This is a genomic window from Aeromonas sp. ASNIH4 (assembly GCF_002934425.1).
In the GTDB taxonomy this organism is placed as follows: domain Bacteria; phylum Pseudomonadota; class Gammaproteobacteria; order Enterobacterales; family Aeromonadaceae; genus Aeromonas; species Aeromonas hydrophila.
The window spans coordinates 3,808,707-3,827,500 of record NZ_CP026217.1 but is presented as its reverse complement, the minus strand read 5'-3'; the positions used below and the strand labels follow the sequence as shown (position 1 = coordinate 3,827,500).

The following is an 18,794-nucleotide window of genomic DNA, read 5'->3' as shown; positions in this document are numbered from 1 at the left end:
CCGAGTCTTAACTGGGCGTCTAGTTGCAAGGTGTAGACCCGAAACCGGGTGATCTAGCCATGGGCAGGTTGAAGGTTGAGTAACATCAACTGGAGGACCGAACCCACTAACGTTGCAAAGTTAGGGGATGACCTGTGGCTGGGGGTGAAAGGCCAATCAAACTCGGAGATAGCTGGTTCTCCCCGAAAGCTATTTAGGTAGCGCCTCGGACGAATACTACTGGGGGTAGAGCACTGTTTGGGCTAGGGGGTCATCCCGACTTACCAACCCCATGCAAACTCCGAATACCAGTAAGTAATATCCGGGAGACACACGGCGGGTGCTAACGTCCGTCGTGAAGAGGGAAACAACCCAGACCGCCGGCTAAGGTCCCAAAGTTCTGGTTAAGTGGGAAACGATGTGGGAAGGCTCAGACAGCTAGGATGTTGGCTTAGAAGCAGCCATCATTTAAAGAAAGCGTAATAGCTCACTAGTCGAGTCGGCCTGCGCGGAAGATGTAACGGGGCTCAAACCAGGCACCGAAGCCGCGGATTTGCACTTAGTGCAAGTGGTAGGGGAGCGTTCTGTAAGTCTGCGAAGGTGTGTCGAGAGGCATGCTGGAGATATCAGAAGTGCGAATGCTGACGTAAGTAACGATAAAGGGGGTGAAAAGCCTCCTCGCCGGAAGACCAAGGGTTCCTGTCCAACGTTAATCGGGGCAGGGTGAGTCGACCCCTAAGGCGAGGCCGAAAGGCGTAGTCGATGGGAAGCAGGTTAATATTCCTGCACGACTTGTAATTGCGATGGGGGGACGGAGAAGGCTAGGTGGGCCAGGCGACGGTTGTCCTGGTGAAAGTGCGTAGGTGGTGTTTCTAGGCAAATCCGGAGACACAACACTGAGACACGAGACGAACGCACTACGGTGCGGAAGCCATTGATGCCCTGCTTCCAGGAAAAGCCTCTAAGCTTCAGATTACAAGTCATCGTACCCCAAACCGACACAGGTGGTCGGGTAGAGAATACCAAGGCGCTTGAGAGAACTCGGGTGAAGGAACTAGGCAAAATAGAACCGTAACTTCGGGAGAAGGTTCGCTCTTGACAGTGAAGTCCCTTGCGGATGGAGCAGTTGGGAGTCGCAGTGACCAGATGGCTGGGACTGTTTATCAAAAACACAGCACTCTGCAAACACGAAAGTGGACGTATAGGGTGTGACACCTGCCCGGTGCCGGAAGGTTAATTGATGGGGTTAGCGCAAGCGAAGCTCTTGATCGAAGCCCCGGTAAACGGCGGCCGTAACTATAACGGTCCTAAGGTAGCGAAATTCCTTGTCGGGTAAGTTCCGACCTGCACGAATGGTGTAACCATGGCCATGCTGTCTCCACCCGAGACTCAGTGAAATCGAATTCGCCGTGAAGATGCGGTGTACCCGCGGCTAGACGGAAAGACCCCGTGAACCTTTACTACAGCTTGGCACTGAACATTGAACCTACATGTGTAGGATAGGTGGGAGGCTTTGAAGGCGTGACGCCAGTTGCGCTGGAGCCGTCCTTGAAATACCACCCTTGTATGTTTGATGTTCTAACGCAGGCCCATGAATCTGGGTCGCGGACAGTGCCTGGTGGGTAGTTTGACTGGGGCGGTCTCCTCCCAAAGAGTAACGGAGGAGCACGAAGGTTGGCTAATCCTGGTCGGACATCAGGAGGTTAGTGCAATGGCATAAGCCAGCTTAACTGCGAGACGGACAGGTCGAGCAGGTACGAAAGTAGGTCATAGTGATCCGGTGGTTCTGAATGGAAGGGCCATCGCTCAACGGATAAAAGGTACTCCGGGGATAACAGGCTGATACCGCCCAAGAGTTCATATCGACGGCGGTGTTTGGCACCTCGATGTCGGCTCATCACATCCTGGGGCTGAAGTCGGTCCCAAGGGTATGGCTGTTCGCCATTTAAAGTGGTACGCGAGCTGGGTTCAGAACGTCGTGAGACAGTTCGGTCCCTATCTGCCGTGGGCGTTGGATGATTGAAGGGAGTTGCTCCTAGTACGAGAGGACCGGAGTGAACGAACCTCTGGTGTTCGGGTTGTCACGCCAGTGGCACTGCCCGGTAGCTAAGTTCGGAATCGATAACCGCTGAAAGCATCTAAGCGGGAAGCGAGCCCTGAGATGAGTCATCCCTGACCCCTTGAGGGTCCTAAAGGGCCGTTGGAGACCACAACGTTGATAGGTGGGGTGTGTAAGCGCGGCGACGTGTTGAGCTAACCCATACTAATTACCCGTGAGGCTTAACCATACAACACCCAAGAAGTGTTCTAAGGCTTGTAGCAGATACCGAGAACGAACAACAAAATCAGCTTTCTTAGATTGAAGAATTTGCCTGGCGGCCATAGCGCCGTGGAACCACCTGAACCCATGCCGAACTCAGAAGTGAAACGCGGTAGCGCCGATGGTAGTGTGGCATTCGCCATGCGAGAGTAGGACACTGCCAGGCACCCAACATTGAAAGCCCGCTCATTTGAGCGGGCTTTTTTATTGGCTGAAAATCAGCCTTTCTCCTCTGAACCCCGTTTATCTGATCGCTCAAGATCATCTTTCCTGACCCCGTTTCCTATATGGTTTACCTCTTGTCTGGCTGATATTTGTCCATCAATTCAATTGCTGAACAGAAAAAGCACAGAATGTGATGCCTCTACCTTTCTTGTGATGCCTGCTCTGCTTTAATTCGTCTGCCCACGTTCGATGGGCCAAGGAATCACAATAATCTGAGGAATGGACACATGTTCAAAAGAACAGTAACGATGATGCTGGCGGCGGGAACCCTGGTATTAGGCGGTTGCGCATCTCACGGTGGCGCTGAGCAAGCGGCTGCGGACAACAGCGATTTCGGTGGCAAGTCCATCTACCTGCGTGGGGAGATGAACGACTGGATGGCAACCGACGCGAGCAAGGTGGTCAAGGTGGCCGACAAGCTCTACATGGCCAAGGGAACGCTCAAGAAAGAGTGGGCTCCCTACAAGTTCAAGTTCGCCGACTCCGGCTGGAGCTGTGGCACCAACTTCGGCTACAAGAGTCCGAGTGACGGTGTTGCCGTGCTGGGTGGTGAAGCCGTGCCGGTCAACCCTTGCTCCAAGTATGAAGACATGAAGTTCTCGCCGGATGCGGATGGCGTCTATGAGTTCTATCTGAACATGGCGGGCGATACCCCGACCGTGTACGTCAAGAAACCCTGATCTGAGCCGGGAAGCAAGTTTCCCGGGCGATAAATCGGTTCAATGCCCCGGCCCAGCACACTGCTGGTCGGGGCGTTTTTTTAGGATGAGACAGGCTCTCTCGTCATTAAAAATACTACATATAGTGTTTTTATTTTGTTTGTTCGCTATTGGTTGTGTTTGTTGCTACTGTCGTGACGTTGTTCCATTCACATGAGGTTGATTGAACATGGCTAAATCCAACCCGGTGCAGGAGAGTGAGAGCGCTTATCGCCTGATCCCCTTGCAGGAAACGTCCTTCGAGATCTGGGACAGCAAGTATCGTCTCAAGAGCAAGGATGGCGTCCCCATTGATGGCACGATCGATGAAACCTACCGGCGGGTCGCCCTTGCCCTGGCTGGCCAGGAGTCGGAGCCAGACGTCTGGTATGAGCCCTTCCTGTGGGCGCTGCGCAACGGCGCCATCCCGGCGGGACGCATCACGTCCAATGCGGGAGCCTTCGAGCACAAGCCGGCGACCTCGACCATCAACTGCACCGTCTCCGGTACCATCGAGGATTCAATGGACGACATCCTCAGTAAGGTGCACGAGGCGGGGTTGACCCTGAAGGCGGGCTGCGGCATCGGCTATGACTTCTCGACCCTGCGTCCCCGTGGCGCCTTCGTCTCCGGCGCGGGAGCCTACACCTCGGGCCCGCTCTCCTTCATGGATATCTACGACAAGATGTGTTTCACCGTCTCGTCCGCCGGTGGTCGTCGTGGCGCCCAGATGGGCACCATGGATATCCGTCATCCCGATGTTGTCGAGTTCATTCAGGCCAAGCGGGAAGATGGGCGGCTGCGCCAGTTCAACCTCTCCCTGCTCATCACCGAGGAGTTCGTCAAGGCGGTGAAGGAGGATGCCCCCTGGACGCTGATCTTCCCCTACACCGCCAAGGAGGTGGAGCAGGACGGCATCGTGCTGGATGACCCCGAGCAGGTGATCTGGGCCGATTGGCCGAACAAGGAAGGGGTGGTCATCAACGAGTTGGGGCTGGTTGCCTGCAAGCGTTACAAGACGCTCCCCGCACGCAAGCTGTGGAACGTCATCATGAGCTCCACCTATGACTATGCCGAGCCCGGTTTCATCCTGATCGACAAGGTCAACCAGATGAACAACAACTGGTTCTGTGAAGAGATCCGCGCCACCAACCCCTGCGGTGAGCAGCCGTTGCCGCCCTATGGCGCCTGTCTGCTGGGCTCGGTCAACCTGACTAAGTTCGTGCGTAGCCCCTTCACCGAGCAGGCCACGTTCGATTGGCCCGCGTTTCGCAAGGTGGTGACCCTCTTTACCCGCATGCTGGACAACGTGGTGGAGATCAACCAGCTGCCATTGCCCAGGCAGCGCGAGGAGATCATCAATAAGCGTCGCCACGGCATGGGCTTCCTGGGGCTGGGCTCGACCCTCACCATGCTGCAGATAAGATATGGCTCCGCCACCTCGGTTGCCTTCACCGAGCAGGTCTCCCAGGAGCTGGCCATGACCGGCTGGCGTGAATCCCTGGCCCTGGCCAAGGAGAAGGGCCCGGCGCCCATCATGGAGCAGGAGTTCGAGGTGACCGGCAAGATGCTGCGGCTGCGCCCCGAGATGGCCGCCGATGGCATCAAGCTCGGTGACAAGGTGAAGGGCAAGGTGCTGCACGCGCGCTACAGCCGCTACATGCAGCAGGTGGCCGAGGTGGATCCCGCCCTGGTTGCCGAGCTGGCCGAGGTGGGGGGGCGTTTCACCCACCACAGCAGCATTGCGCCGACCGGCACCATCTCGCTGTCGCTGGCCAACAACGCCAGCAACGGCATCGAGCCGAGCTTTGCCCATCACTACAGTCGCAACGTCATCAAGCCGGGCAAGAAGAGCAAGGAGAGTGTGGACGTCTACTCCTATGAGCTGCTGGCCTACCGCGAGCTGGTCAATCCGGCTGCCATGCCTTATGCCGAGGATGAGTCGACCCGGTTGCCGGATTACTTCATCACCGCCGACGACATCAGCCCGGCCCAGCACGTAGACATTCAGGCTGCGGCCCAGCGCTGGATCGACTCCTCCATCTCCAAGACTGCCAACGTGCCGACCGACTTTCCGTTCGAGCAGTTCAAGGACATCTACCTCTATGCTTCGGATTCGGGGCTCAAGGGCTGCACCACTTTCCGGTTCAACCCGGCAGCCTTCCAGGGGGTGCTGGTGAAGGAGCAGGATCTGGAGAACACCCTCTACGAGTTCACCCTGGAGGATGGCTCGGTCGTCACGGCGAAAGGGAACGAAGAGATCGAATACGATGGTGAGCTGCACACCGCTGCCAACCTCTATGACGCCTTGAAAGAAGGCTATTACGGTAAATTCTGAGGATGAGCGCATGGTCAAGAAAATCGACAGGAAAATCGTCGCCTACCAGGTGAAAAACCGGGATGAACCGCAGCAACCCCCTGTGCAGGATGACGTGGTTCACATGCACGAGACGGTGTTGCGGCCGGAGCGGTTGATGGGCACCACCTACAAGCTGAAGACGCCGGAGCATGTCTCCGAGCACTCGCTGTTCATCACCATCAACGACATCATTCTCAACGAGGGGACGGTGCACGAGACTCGCCGCCCGTTCGAGATCTTCATCAATTCGAAAAGCCTGGAGCACTATCAGTGGATAGTGGCGCTGACCCGAATCATCTCGGCGGTGTTTCGCAAGGGGGGGGACGTCACCTTCCTGGTGGAGGAGCTGCGTTCGGTGTTCGATCCCAAGGGGGGCTACTGGAACAAGGGCAAGTACGTACCCTCGCTTATCGCCGAAATTGGCAACGTGATCGAAACCCATCTCACCGAGATCGGCATGCTCAAAGTGGCCGGGTTGGATGAACACCAGCAGGCGTTCCTGGCTGACAAGCAGGCCGAGTTGCAAGGCCGGCAACAGGCCGATGAGCAGCAGGCCGGGAGCGGTTTTCCACCCGGTGCAGCGCTCTGCTACAAGTGCCACAGCAAGGCGCTGGTGCAGAAGGATGGCTGCATGACCTGCCTCAACTGCGGCGATTCCAAGTGCGGTTGAGTGATTGAGCGCAGACAACAGGCCGGCCTTGGTGCCGGCCTTTTTCATTGCTGCTTTTCTGTTCGAACGCATCGGCGGCACACGCGATTTGTTGCGTGATAGTAAAATCGGGCGTAGCGTTGGGGGTAATAAAACTGTCACGGCCGTGTGGTTTCAATGACATCTGAGATTCACACACGTGGCACCTTCAGTGCCAAGGAGGATGCTTATGGACAACACGGACCGAAAGCTGTTTATCCTGGATACCAACGTTCTGCTTCACGAACCTCTCGCCATCTACTCCTTCAAAGAGCACGACGTGCTCATCCCCATGACGGTGCTGGAAGAGCTCGACAACATCAAGGATCGCCACAAGGACGTCAGCCGCGATGCGCGGGTGGCCATCCGGGCGCTGGAGGATGTATTCCGCGATGCAACGCCGGAGCAGATTGCACAGGGGGTCGCGCTGGCCGGCGAGGCGAGCGGTCACATCTCCATCTTCAGTGACCACCATCTGCCGCAGGATGCCGAGGTGTTCACCGACAAGGAGGCCGACAACCGCATCATCAACGCGGCCCTCTACCTGCAAAAGCACGAGTTGAAACGTCAGGTGGTGCTGGTCACCAAAGACATCAACATGCGGCTCAAGGCGAAGGGGGCCGGGCTTGCCCACGTCGAGGATTACCGCAGCGACCAGCTGATCGACGACATCCGCCTGCTGGCCAAGGGCTTCCAAGTGGTGCCTGGCAGCTTCTGGGAGCGGGTCGGCGAGTGCGATAGCGAGACCCATGGCCGCGATACCGTTCACGTCATCGATGCCAACCTGCTGGAGGGCATTCACGTCAACCAGTACCTGATCGATGAAGAGAACTTCTTCGCGGCCCGGGTGCTCAGCCACGACAGCCAGAAGATCCGAATCAAGGATCTGGGGCGCGAACGGCTGATGTCCCGCAAGGCGTGGGGGGTTCATCCCAAGAACGTCTATCAGGGGATGGCGCTCGATGCGCTGCTCGATCCGCACATTGATCTGGTGATTCTGACCGGCCCGGCGGGTTGCGGTAAAACCCTGCTGGCCATGGCTGCCGCGCTGGAGCTGGTGATCGAGAAGGGGATCTACGAGAAGGTTATCGTCACCCGAAATACCCCGGAAATTGCCGAGAGCATCGGCTTCCTGCCCGGCACCGAAGAAGAGAAGATGATGCCCTGGTTGGCGGCGGTCACCGACACCCTGGAGGTGCTGCACAAGCAGGACGAGAACATGAGCGGGTCGCTGAGCTACATCATGGAGAAGGCCAACATCCAGTTCAAATCGGTCAACTTCATGCGCGGGCGCAGCATCCAGAACACCTTCGTGCTGCTGGATGAGTGCCAGAACCTGACGGCGTCCCAGATCAAGACCATCATCACCCGCTGCGGCGAAGGCACCAAGATCGTCTGCTCCGGCAACCTGGCCCAGATCGATTCCAACTACCTGAGCCCGGTGACCTCGGGTCTCACCTACATCGTCGAGCGTTTCAAGGACTTCGACGGCAGTGCCAACATCTTCCTGAACGGGGTGGTGCGCAGCAAGCTCGCCTCCTTTGCCGAGGAGAACCTCTGATTTCACCCGATATGTTTGCATTAAAAGGGGAAGCCGATTGGCTTCCCCTTTTTGATCCTCGCGCAGTCTTGGGCCAAGGGTTATTGACCCAGATAGCGCAGCAGCCCCGGGTGGTTGCTGTTTTGCAGAATATCCGGCTTTCCCTGCAGGGCGATGCGCCCCTCGTCGACGAACAGCACCTGGTCGGCGATGAGCTGGGCATCCTCCGGGTTGTGAGAGACCATCAGGACGGTAATGCCCTGCTCGCAGGCGAGCCTCGCCACCTCCGCCAGCATCTCCCGGCGCAGGGCCGGATCGAGCGCCGAGAAGGGTTCATCCAGTAGCAGCAGCGGCTTGCCCCGCACCAGGGCGCGGGCCAGCCCGACCCGCTGTTGCTGGCCGCCGGAGAGCTGTTCCGGCAGCCGGGTGAGCATCTCGCCAAGGCCGGCCCGGCTCGCGGCATCCTTCACCTGAGCCCGTTGGGCCGCGTTCAGGCGCAGACCGGGGTGCAGGCCGATAGCGATGTTGTCGAACACCGACAGATGCAGGAACAGGTTGTGATCCTGAAACAGGGTGGTGACGGGTCGCGCGGCCGGGCCCAGCGGCAACAGATCCTCGCCATCGAAGTCGAGGGTGCCGGACTCTACCGGCACGAAACCGGCGATCATGCCGAGCAGGGTCGACTTGCCAGCACCGCTTGGGCCGATGAGCGCGGTGATCTCCCCCTTGGGCAGGGTGGCGCTGAAACTGACGCGCCAGTCCGGGTAGCTGGTGACCAGCTGATCAATATTCAGCATGTTCTCTTCTCCAAGGGGCAGCTCGACCGGCAGGAGCGGCCGAATAAACGATAGGGGCGTGCGCTTCAATGTTCGGCATGCTTGCCTCCCAGGCCACGTTCAATCAGCCAGAACAGGGAGAAACAGAGGATCAGCAGCAGCAGGGCGGTGGCGGCCGCCTCGGTCAACCGGTAGCTGCCAAGCTGCTGATAGAGCAGCCAGGGCAGGGTGGTGAGCTCCTGGCTGCCGAACATGGCGATGGCGCCGAGATCCCCCAGTGACAGGATCATCGAGAGCGCGGCTGCCTGGCCCAGCGGACGGCGCAGCAGGGGCCACTCCACCAGCCGCAGGCGATGCAGACCGCGCACCCCCAGGCTGTCGGCCAGCCTGTCGTATTGGCGAACCACCAATTGCATGGGGGCGGAGAGGGTACGCAGCACATAGGGCAGCGCCATCAGGGCGTTGACCAGTACCACCAGCCAGGGACCGAGGGCGAACACGTCGGCGAACGGCATGAACAGGATGAACAGGCCGGTGGAGAGGACCACCGCCGGGATCATCAGGATCACCAAGCCGCTGGCCTCCCACAGGGCGGCGGCCCGCCGCTTGCGATCCCGCACGCGCAGGTGACGGCTGGTGAGCAGCAGCGCACTGCCGAGCAGAGTGGCCAGGCTGCCCGCCGCCAGCGCGATCAGCAGCGACTGGCCGCTGGCCAGCCACAACTTGCTTGAGGTCAGTGCATCTGGCAGGCCAGGGTTGAGGCCGGCTACCACGATGGCCAGCAAGGGGGGCAGGAATACCGCCAGCCCGATACTGAGGGCGAGGGCGTCCACCAGACCGGTTCCCGGCTGATGGCGGTCCGGGCGCAGACAGGGGCGATGAGAGGTGATCCGGCTGGCCGGGCTGCTCTGCAGCTTGTGCTGCAGCATCAGCAGGGCGGCGGTCAGGATGAGCTGCACCAGCGCCAGTCCGCCGGCGGTGGCGAGATCGAAGTCAAAGCGCAGCGCCTGATAGACGGCCACCTCCAGGGTGGTGGATTTGGGGCCGCCCCCAAGCGCCAGCACTGTGGTGAAGCTGGTGAAGCAGAGCATGAAGATGAGGCTGGCCAGGCCTGGCAGCTGGGCCCGGATCAGCGGCCACTCCAGCAGCCGGAAAATATGGGAAGAACGCATGCCGAGCTGGCTGGCGAGGCGCCAGGAGGACTCGGGAATGCTCTCTATGCTCTGCAGCAACAGACGTGCTGCCAACGGCATGTTGAAGAAGACATGCGCCAGCAGGATGCCGAGCAGGCCATAAAGGTAATTGCCGGGGGCGAGCCCCAGCCCGTGCAGCAGCTGTGGCAACCAGCCCTGCTTGCCGTGTACCGCGACGATGCCGAAGATGGCGATGATGACTGGCAAGACCAGCGAGAGGCCGAACAGCTTGAGCAGCAGGCGGCGGCCGATGAAACGGCGCCGCGCCAAGGCGCGGGCCACCGGAATGGCCAGCCCTAGGCTCAGCAGGGTGGAGAGCAGTGCCTGCCAGAGGCTGAAGCCCAGCACGTGGCGCAGGTAGGGGTCGGCCAGCAGGGTACGGGGCGCCAGCGCCCCGGCCTGCCACAACAGGGCCGCCAGCGGCCCCAGGGAGAGCAGCAGGATGATCAGGGTGGCGGCACTGCCCGGCAGCCACCAGAGGGGGCGAGCCTGCGCTCTGGCGAAGATACGGCTCACTGGGTGACGGCTTGCAGCCACTCGCGGATCCAGTTCTTGCGGTTGGCGGCCACCTCATCGCTGCTGAAGGCGAGCGGCTTGGCTACGGTGATCATCTGCTCGAAGCCCTTGGGCAGCGGTGTGTCGATCACCGGATACATCCAGTTGCCGGTGGCCATCTCGTTCTGGAACGCGGGGCTTGTCATGAACTGCAGGAACTTATCCGCCAGCTTGCCCTGGGTGGCGCTGCTGAGCTTGGCGGCCACTTCCACCTGGCGGTAGTGACCCTCCTCAAACGCCGCGGCCTGATACTGCGGCTTGTTTTCGGCGATCAGGTGATAGGCCGGGGAGCTGGTGTAGGAGAGCACCATGTCCGCCTCGCCATCGAGGAACATGCCGTAGGCCTCGGACCAGCCCTTGGTGACGGTGACCGTCTTCTTGGCCAGTTGCGCCCAGGCGGCAGGTGCCTCATCCCCGTAGACCGACTTCATCCACAGCATTAACCCCTGACCCGGGGTGGAGGTGCGCGGATCCTGATAGATCACCTTGAGGTCCGGGCGCTCTACCAGCTCTTTCAGGCTCTTGGGCGGGTTCTTGAGCTTGCTCTGGTCGTAGACGAAGGCGAAGTAGCCGTAGTCGTAGGGGACGAAAGTATCGTCCTGCCAGCCGCCCGGCACCTTGACCCCGTCCAGCTTGCTGCCGTGGGGGGCAAACAGGCCGCTCTGTTTGGCTTCGCTGACGAGCGCATCGTCCAGCCCCAGCACCAGATCGGCCTTGCTGTGTTTGCCTTCCAGCCGCAGCCGGTTGAGGATGGCCACACCATCTTCAAGCGGCACCAGTTTGAGGGTGCAGCCGCACTCCTTCTCGAAGGCCTGCTTGATCTTGGGACCGGGTCCCCACTCGGCGGTGAAGGAGTTGTAGGTGTAGACGGTGAGGGTGTCGGCCGCGAAGGCCTGGGCACTGAGCAGGCTGGTGGCGACCAGCAGCAGGGTTTTCATGAGCGGCACTCCCTTAGCAATGAGGTGCCAGCGGATGAGGGCGCAAAAAATGAGCGCCATGCCTCAAATTCCTCCGCCAGCATTATCTGGATCAGGTTCACGGGTATAATCTCAGCGGTAAACCGCACCCCGTTTGAGAAACGAACCGCATTGTATTAACGTTCTTGGGGGGAGGCCAGCACAATTGTTCCTGCGGGCCAGCGAGACGGCGTCAGACAACAGAGGATGTTCGCGTGATCACCAGCACCAAGGAAAGACGCGCCTTCCAGCGCATGATAATCAATGCCCCCGTCACCATCTTTCAGCAACAGCAGGTACTGGAAGGGGTCTGCCGGGATCTCAGCGCCAACGGCATGGGGATCGCCGTCGCCGAGCATCAGCTCGATGTGAGCCAACCCATCCGGGTGAGCCTGGCCACCAACAACAACCTGCTGCCCCCCTTCGAGGCGCAGGCCCGCATCATCCGGGTGCTGGAAGAAGAGGATGGATTGCTGCTGGCCATCGAGTTCCAGGCCCTCGCCTGACCGGCCGTCACCCCTTCGTCATGCATCGACCAGCCCCGCGCTGGTCGATTTCATTCTGGCGTATTTCCCCTTGTTTTCACGACGGTCCCGATGGGCGGCGCTATTTATCCGCGCGAACCGGCTGCACGCTCAGCTGCTTGCTGTCGATGAGGGTCTTGCTGGTCGGAGCCAGCTGGCCCATCGCCAGCTGGGCCGGGCCGGTGGGCTCCATCAGCAGATAGGTTTCCCCTTCCCGGTTCAGAGTGGCCTCACCCGGCTTGGCTGGCAGCGCCACTCCCAGCAGGGCATGGCCCGGCACGAACACCATGGCCTGTTTCAATTCGGGAAAGAGCTGGGCCAGCATGGCGGCCATCAGGGTCACCTTGCTGTCGCAGTCGCCCTGGTTCTGCTCCAGCACCTGGCGCGGGCTTAAAAAGCCTTTCCCCTGGCGTCCCGACTGGCTGTCGAGCAGCTGATAGGGGATGGACTGCACGAAGTCGAGCACATGGGCCACCGTCTTCTGGCGGGCTTCGGTCTCGGTGCTGCCCTGCTGCTTGAGTTGCTCGGCCAGCGGCGCCAGTTCGCTGCGGCTCTCCAGCGCGATGCGCACATGGTCCTGCTTGATGGCGGCGGCGCCGTCGGGGGCGGTGAAGGGCTGGAAGTAGTGCTGCTTGAGCCACTCGGCTTCCAGCTTGCCCCGTTGCTGGGTAAGCCAGCCCATGGCCTTGTTGACCTGCTCGGGCTGGCGCCCCTTGATTTTGAGCTCCATCTGGGGGCGAGAGAGGGAAAACTGCACGGTGGGGAACTCGGCCATCCCCTGTTGCAGCAGGCTCTGCAGCACGTCCTCCTGCATGCGGGTCGGCCGATAGGCGATGAGTGGCGGCAGCTTGCCCGCCTCCAGCCGATAGGTGAGCTGCTGCGCCTTGCCGTCCTTGTCCTGCCAGCCGACGTTGAGCTGCCCGCCGCTGCTGTTGAAATAGGTCTGCCCGGCACAGACCGGCAGCGCCAGCCAGAGGCCGCAGAGCAGGGGGAGGGCGATCGTCATCTTCATTCGAGTGTCCCGTCGGGCATGCAGAAGTGGCCGGCCATGCGTGTCGCCTGGCCTGACAATAAAACAGGGAGCCGCGGCTCCCTGTTGATTCTACTCGTTTTATGGCACCTGATGGGTCAAATCCAGCTCGGCTGCTTCGCCTCGAAGGCGCTGATGGCGGCTTCGTGCTGCAGGGTCAGGCCGATGGCGTCCAGCCCGTTGAGCAGGCAGTAGCGGCGGAACTCGTCGATCTCGAAACCGAAGCACAGGCTACCTGCGCGCACCTGATTGGCCTCCAGATCCACTTCGATCTCGATGCCCGGCTGGGTGGCAACCAGCTGGAACAGGGCCTCGACCTCCTCCTCCTTCAGCCGCACCGGCACCATGCCGTTGTTGATGGCGTTGCCATAGAAAATGTCGGCAAAGCTCGGGGCAATGATGGTCTTGAAGCCGTAATCCGCCAGCGCCCAGGGGGCATGCTCGCGGCTCGAGCCACAACCGAAGTTCTCGCGGGCCAGCAGAATGCTGGCACCGGCGAACTGCGGCTGGTTGAGCACGAACTCGGGGTTGGGCTGCTCCCCTGCATCGTCAAGGAAGCGCCAGTCGTGGAACAGGTGCTTGCCAAAACCGATGCGGTTGACCTTCTGCAGAAACTGCTTGGGAATGATGGCGTCGGTGTCGACGTTGGCGCTGTCGAGGGGGACGACGATCCCTTTATGCTGTTTGAATCCTGTCATCGTAGTGTCCTCTTATAGTGCGCGAATGTCGGCGAAGCGGCCGGTGACGGCGGCGGCGGCGGCCATGGCCGGGCTGACCAGATGGGTGCGACCGGCACGGCCCTGACGCCCCTCGAAGTTGCGGTTGCTGGTGGAGGCGCAGCGCTCCCCCGGTTGCAGCCGGTCGTTGTTCATGGCGAGACACATGGAGCAGCCGGGCAGGCGCCACTCAAAGCCAGCCTCGATGAAGATCTTGTCCAGACCCTCGGCTTCGGCCTGGGCCTTCACCTGTTCGGAGCCCGGCACCACCAGCGCTTGCACGCCAGCGGCGACCTTGCGACCGCGAGCGATGGCGGCGGCGGCGCGCAGATCCTCGATGCGGCTGTTGGTGCACGACCCGATAAACACCTTGTCGATGGCAACGTCGGAGAGCTTCTGACCCGGTTGCAGGTCCATGTAGGCGAGCGCCTTGCGGGCGGATTGCTGCTCCATCAGATCGCTGAAGGATTCCGGCGCCGGAATGGGTTCATTGACGGCAATCACCTGACCCGGATTGGTGCCCCAGGTGACCTGCGGGGCGATGTCGGCGGCGTCGAGCACCACTTCGGCATCAAACCTGGCATCTACGTCACTCTTGAGGCTCTGCCAGTAGGCGATGGCCTGCTCCAGCACCTCGCCCTTGGGAGCGAACTCCTTGCCACGAATGTAGTCGATGGTGGTCTGGTCGGGGGCGATCATGCCGGCCTTGGCGCCGAGCTCGATGGCCATGTTGCACACCGTCATGCGCCCTTCCATGGTGAGCCCTTCGATGGCCTCGCCAGCGAACTCCACCACATAGCCGGTACCGCCGGCGTGGCCGACCTTGCCGATAATGGCCAGCACCACGTCTTTGGCGCTGATGCCCTCGGCCAGTTTGCCGTTGACCGAAATGCGCATGGTCTTGGCGCGGCCCTGTTTCAGGGTCTGGGTGGCCATCACGTGTTCCACTTCGGAGGTGCCGATGCCGAACGCCAGCGAGCCGAAGGCGCCGTGGGTGGCAGTGTGGGAGTCGCCGCAGACGATGGTGGTGCCGGGCAGGGTGATGCCGAGCTCGGGGCCCATCACGTGGACTATGCCCTGGTATTGGTGGTTCAGGTCATACAGACGGACCCCGAACTCCTTGCAGTTGGCTGCGAGCGTCTCCATCTGGATGCGGGCCATCTCGCCGGAGGCGGCGATGTCCTTGGTGGTGGTGGAGACGTTGTGATCCATGGTGGCCCAGGTCAGATCCGGGCGGCGCAGCTGGCGGTTCATGGCGCGCAGGCCGTCGAATGCCTGCGGGCTGGTCACTTCATGCACCAGGTGGCGGTCGATGTAGATGAGGGGCGTTTCCCCTTCCACTTCCCGTACCACGTGGGCGTCGAATACTTTCTGATAGAGGGTCTTGGCCATTGCTCGGTTTCCTTGTTATCGATGCCGTGGGGTCAGATGCGCGCGGCGATCTGGCTGCCCATCTCGGCCGTGCTCTGCACCGGGTGACGGGCGCTGGCCTGATGCAGGTCGGCGGTGAAGTAACCCTCGGCCAGGGTCTGGGCCACGGCCTGCTCGATGGCCTGGGCGGCGGCCTCCTGGCCCAGGCTGTAGCGCAGCATCAGGGCGGCGGAGAGGATCTGGGCGATGGGGTTGGCAATACCCTTGCCGGCGATGTCCGGCGCCGAGCCACCGGCTGGCTCGAACAGGCCGAAGCCGGATTCGTTGAGGCTGGCTGAGGGGAGCAACCCCATGGAGCCGGTGATCATGGCGCACTCGTCGGAGAGGATGTCACCGAACAGGTTGGAACAGAGCAGCACGTCGAACTGGGACGGATCCTTGATGAGCTGCATGGTGGCGTTGTCGATGTACATGTGATTCAGCGTCACGTCCGGATAGGACTTGGCGACTTCGGTCACCACTTCGCGCCACAGGATGGAGGAGGCGAGCACGTTGGCCTTGTCGATGGAGGTGACCTTGGCCTTGCGCACGCGGGCGGATTCGAAGGCGATCTTGGCGATGCGCTCGATCTCGAAGCGATGGTACACCTCGGTGTCGAACGCCTTCTCGGTGGGGCCTTCCCCTTCGCGCCCCTTGGGCTGGCCGAAGTAGATGCCACCGGTCAGCTCGCGCACGCAGGCGATGTCAAAACCGCGATCCGAGATGTCGGCACGCAGCGGGGAGAACTGTTCGAGACCGGTGTAGATACGGGCCGGACGCAGGTTGCAGAACAGCTTGAAATGGGCGCGCAGGGGCAACAGGGCGCCACGCTCCGGCTGATCGTTCGGTGGCAGATGTTCCCATTTCGGGCCGCCCACCGAGCCGAACAGCACGGCGTCGGCCGCTTCACAGCCCTTGATGGTGCTTTGTGGCAGCGGGGTGCCGTGGTTGTCGATGGCGATGCCGCCCACGTCATGGCGCTCGTAGTCGAGGGTGAAGCCGAATCTGGCCTGCACCTTTTCCAGCACCTTGACGGCCTCGGCCATCACTTCCGGGCCAATGCCGTCACCCGGCAATACTGCGATCCGATAACTGCTCATACTCACACGCTCTCCGTATTGATCTTGTCTGTTTTTGCGACGTTGCGTTCCATCTGTTCGGCCACCTGATCGGCGCGCCAGATGCTGTTGATCACGTGGATCAACGCCTGGGCGGAAGACTCTATGATGTCGGTGGCCAGGCCCATGCCATGGAATTTGCGGCCCTTGTACTGTGCGACTATGTCGACCTGGCCGAGGGCGTTCTTGCCTTCCCCCTTGCCCTTGAGTTCGTACTTGTCGATGCTGATCTCGTAGCCGGTGATGCGGTTGATGCACTGGTAGACCGCATCCACCGGACCGTTGCCGGTGGCGGCTTCGCTGACGATCTCCTGGCCCACCTTCAATTTCACCGAGGCGGTGGCCATCACCGAGCTGCCGCTCTGCACGCCGAGGTACTCCAGCTTGAAGTGCTCCGGCTCTTCGTGGATCTGGCTGAAGAAGGCGAGCGCCTCCAGATCGTAATCGAACACCTGCCCCTTCTTGTCGGCCAGGGTGAGGAACTTGCCGTAGAGATCGTCGAGGTCGTAACTGCTCTCGGCGTAGCCCATGGACTCCATCCGGTGCTTGATGACGTGGCGGCCGGAGCGGGAAGTCATGTTGAGGTTGTTCTGGGTGAGGCCGATGCTCTCCGGGGTGATGATTTCGTAGGTGTTTTTCGCCTTGAGCACGCCGTCCTGATGGATGCCGGAGCTGTGGGAGAAGGCGTTGGCCCCGACAATGGCCTTGTTGGGTTGCACCGGCATGTTGCAGAGCTGGCTGACCAGGGCGCTGGTGCGATGAATTTCGCTGTGGCGGATGTTGGTGTGCACCCCGAGCAGGTCGGCGCGGGTCTTCAGGATCATCGCCACCTCTTCCAGCGAGCAGTTGCCCGCCCGCTCGCCGATGCCGTTGATGGTGCACTCGATCTGGCGGGCCCCCATCTGCACGGCGCCGATGGAGTTGGCCACCGAGAGCCCCAGATCGTCGTGGCAGTGCACCGAGATGATGGCCTGATCGATGTTGGGTACCTGGTTGAACAGGGTCTGGATGATGCCGGAGAACTCGGTCGGTACCGTGTAGCCGACGGTATCGGGAATATTGATGGTGCGGGCACCGGCCTTGATGGCGGCTTCCACCATGCGGCACAGGTTGTCTATCGGGGTGCGGCCCGCATCCTCGCAGGAGAACTCCACGTCGTCGGTGTAGCGGCGGGCATGCTTGATGGCGTTGACCCCCATCTCCAGCACGTCCTCGAAGCTCTTCTTCAGCTTGCTCTCGACGTGGATGGAGGAGGTGGAGATGAAGGTGTGGATGCGAAACGCTTCGGCGACCCGCAGGGCTTCGCCGGCGGCGTCAATGTCTTTGGGCAGGGCACGGGCGAGGGCACAGACCCGGCTCTGTTTGATATGGCGGGCGATGGTCTGCACCGATTGAAAGTCGCCGGGGGAGGAGACCGGGAACCCCACCTCCATGACGTCGACACCGAGCCGCTCCAGCGCCTGGGCGATCTGCAGCTTCTCCTTGACCGTCAAGCTGGCCGCCAGAGCCTGCTCACCATCGCGCAGGGTGGTGTCGAATATGATGACCCGATCTGACATGTGACTTCCCTCTTCCTAAGTTCGGTGACGTGCATCCTGCGTTGGCATAAAAAAACCCGTGCAGGGTGCACGGGTTTTTGTAAATTCCGGCTATGCCTGAGCCCGGCTACAAGGATCCCGCGCGACTGGTCGCGATTAGGGAGATTAGTAGTAGCGGAGCGGCAATACGCATGATGAATCAATCCTTCCAGTCGATAACGCTTTTACCAATATCGAGATTTTTATGCTGTGTCAACCGCGCAGACCCGGTTCATTTCGCTGGTTTATTTAATCGGATTGTAAAGGAGTGCAAATTTACTTGTCCCATATTCGGCCCTTGCACGATTATCTGGTCATTCCTGCTGTACTCGATCATCTGTGCAATCAGATCGACTTGTCAGTTTTTGCTGAATTATCCGAGGTATTAAATGGAAAAACGTAGACCTGGTCGTCCGGTCGGACGTTCTGACATTCGTGACAAGTTGCTCTCTGCCGCCCGTGAGCGTTTTCTCAACACCCCCTACAGCAAGGTGACGACCCGTGAGATCGCCGAGCTGGCCGGCTCCAATCTGGCGATGATCCACTACTACTTCGGCAGCAAAGAGGGTCTCTACAAGGCGGTGCTGGGCGATGTGGCCGAGCCGCTGGATCAAGCCTGGCACGATGAGGCCGGCAACCGCAGCCTCAACGACCTGCTCAACACCTACTATCAGGTGATGGAGCCCAACAGTGAACTGACCTCCGCCATTTCCAGCGCATTATCGACCGAGAAAAGCCCTGGTCGGGATTTTGTGCTGAACCGCCTGCTGGAACGCCAGCTGCCCCAGTTCGATGCCTTGCTGGAGTCCATGAAGAACAACGGCGAACTGGGTGACAACCTGGATCCCGAGATGCTGAAGATCTCCTTCCTCAGCATGATGTGGCAGCCGTTCGTGATGAAGGATCTCTACGAGCAGGTATTCGGCCTGACCGTGGATGAACACTTCATGGCCCGCCTGGCGGATCACAACTGCCGTCTGATGGAAAACGGTCTGCGCGGCACTCTGAACTGATTATTTGCCACCCAGACAGCAAAAAGGGCCATTCGGCCCTTTTTTCATAAATCTGTTATCCCACGTTCAACCAAGTGTCACCCCGTCGCCCTAGTCTGCTCCAAGACTTCAGGGAAG

14 protein-coding genes, 2 rRNA genes and 1 riboswitch (1 of these 17 only partly in view) are annotated in these 18,794 nt (G+C 60.4%); of the genes, 8 read left to right on the top strand and 8 right to left on the bottom strand.

Annotated features, from left to right (window positions below; translation table 11 throughout):
* The 6 genes from C2U40_RS17615 to C2U40_RS17590 form a co-directional block, all read left to right on the top strand.
* Positions 1–2,267: ribosomal RNA gene (locus tag C2U40_RS17615) — 23S ribosomal RNA — on the top strand (it extends 622 nt beyond the left edge of the window).
* Between the two features lie 83 nt (positions 2,268–2,350).
* Positions 2,351–2,465 (top strand): 5S ribosomal RNA (rrf, locus tag C2U40_RS17610).
* A gap of 286 nt (positions 2,466–2,751) precedes the next feature.
* Positions 2,752–3,204: a pullulanase gene (locus C2U40_RS17605; protein WP_011704809.1), complete on the top strand. Its 453-nt coding sequence runs from the start codon at positions 2,752–2,754 to the stop codon at positions 3,202–3,204.
* A 208-nt stretch (positions 3,205–3,412) separates the two neighbouring features.
* A complete protein-coding gene (locus C2U40_RS17600) occupies positions 3,413–5,560 on the top strand; it encodes an adenosylcobalamin-dependent ribonucleoside-diphosphate reductase (RefSeq protein WP_103828632.1) in 2,148 nt (715 codons plus the stop codon).
* Between the two features lie 10 nt (positions 5,561–5,570).
* A complete protein-coding gene (locus C2U40_RS17595; protein WP_103828629.1) occupies positions 5,571–6,251 on the top strand; it encodes a TSCPD domain-containing protein in 681 nt (226 codons plus the stop codon).
* Between the two features lie 208 nt (positions 6,252–6,459).
* Entirely contained in the window at positions 6,460–7,830 is a 1,371-nt protein-coding gene (locus C2U40_RS17590; protein ID WP_011704812.1) for a PhoH family protein, read from the top strand.
* A gap of 80 nt (positions 7,831–7,910) precedes the next feature.
* Here the strand turns inward: C2U40_RS17590 and thiQ are convergent, their stop codons facing one another.
* From thiQ to thiB, 3 genes are all read right to left on the bottom strand, one after another.
* Positions 7,911–8,606: a thiamine ABC transporter ATP-binding protein gene (thiQ, locus tag C2U40_RS17585; protein ID WP_103828628.1), complete on the bottom strand. Its 696-nt coding sequence runs from the start codon at positions 8,604–8,606 to the stop codon at positions 7,911–7,913.
* A 65-nt stretch (positions 8,607–8,671) separates the two neighbouring features.
* Positions 8,672–10,294 (bottom strand): thiamine/thiamine pyrophosphate ABC transporter permease, encoded by a 1,623-nt coding sequence (gene thiP, locus C2U40_RS17580; RefSeq protein ID WP_103828627.1) that lies wholly within the window; start codon positions 10,292–10,294, stop codon positions 8,672–8,674.
* A complete protein-coding gene (thiB, locus tag C2U40_RS17575) occupies positions 10,291–11,271 on the bottom strand; it encodes a thiamine ABC transporter substrate binding subunit (protein WP_029301744.1) in 981 nt (326 codons plus the stop codon). Before thiB ends, thiP begins: the two co-directional genes overlap by 4 nt.
* A 51-nt stretch (positions 11,272–11,322) precedes the next feature.
* A riboswitch (TPP riboswitch) is annotated at positions 11,323–11,413 on the bottom strand.
* Positions 11,414–11,504: 91 nt separating this feature from the next.
* Between thiB and C2U40_RS17570 the strand changes: the two genes are divergently transcribed.
* Positions 11,505–11,795 (top strand): PilZ domain-containing protein, encoded by a 291-nt coding sequence (locus C2U40_RS17570; protein ID WP_017410271.1) that lies wholly within the window; start codon positions 11,505–11,507, stop codon positions 11,793–11,795.
* A 100-nt stretch (positions 11,796–11,895) separates the two neighbouring features.
* Here C2U40_RS17570 and C2U40_RS17565 read toward each other — a convergent pair whose 3' ends face one another.
* The 5 genes from C2U40_RS17565 to leuA form a co-directional block, all read right to left on the bottom strand.
* Positions 11,896–12,825, bottom strand: coding sequence for a transglutaminase-like domain-containing protein (locus tag C2U40_RS17565; RefSeq protein WP_103828626.1), 930 nt, complete (start codon positions 12,823–12,825; stop codon positions 11,896–11,898).
* Between the two features lie 116 nt (positions 12,826–12,941).
* A complete protein-coding gene (leuD, locus tag C2U40_RS17560) occupies positions 12,942–13,541 on the bottom strand; it encodes a 3-isopropylmalate dehydratase small subunit (protein WP_103828625.1) in 600 nt (199 codons plus the stop codon).
* Positions 13,542–13,553: 12 nt separating this feature from the next.
* Entirely contained in the window at positions 13,554–14,951 is a 1,398-nt protein-coding gene (leuC, locus tag C2U40_RS17555; protein ID WP_103828624.1) for a 3-isopropylmalate dehydratase large subunit, read from the bottom strand.
* A gap of 32 nt (positions 14,952–14,983) precedes the next feature.
* On the bottom strand, positions 14,984–16,069 hold the full coding sequence (leuB, locus tag C2U40_RS17550) for a 3-isopropylmalate dehydrogenase (protein WP_103828623.1): 1,086 nt from the start codon (positions 16,067–16,069) through the stop codon (positions 14,984–14,986).
* Between the two features lie 2 nt (positions 16,070–16,071).
* Positions 16,072–17,646, bottom strand: coding sequence for a 2-isopropylmalate synthase (gene leuA / locus C2U40_RS17545; protein WP_103828622.1), 1,575 nt, complete (start codon positions 17,644–17,646; stop codon positions 16,072–16,074).
* A gap of 407 nt (positions 17,647–18,053) precedes the next feature.
* Here leuA and C2U40_RS17540 point away from each other — a divergent pair, with 407 nt between their 5' ends.
* A complete protein-coding gene (locus C2U40_RS17540) occupies positions 18,054–18,677 on the top strand; it encodes a TetR/AcrR family transcriptional regulator (protein ID WP_103828621.1) in 624 nt (207 codons plus the stop codon).
* Positions 18,678–18,794 lie beyond the last annotated feature (117 nt).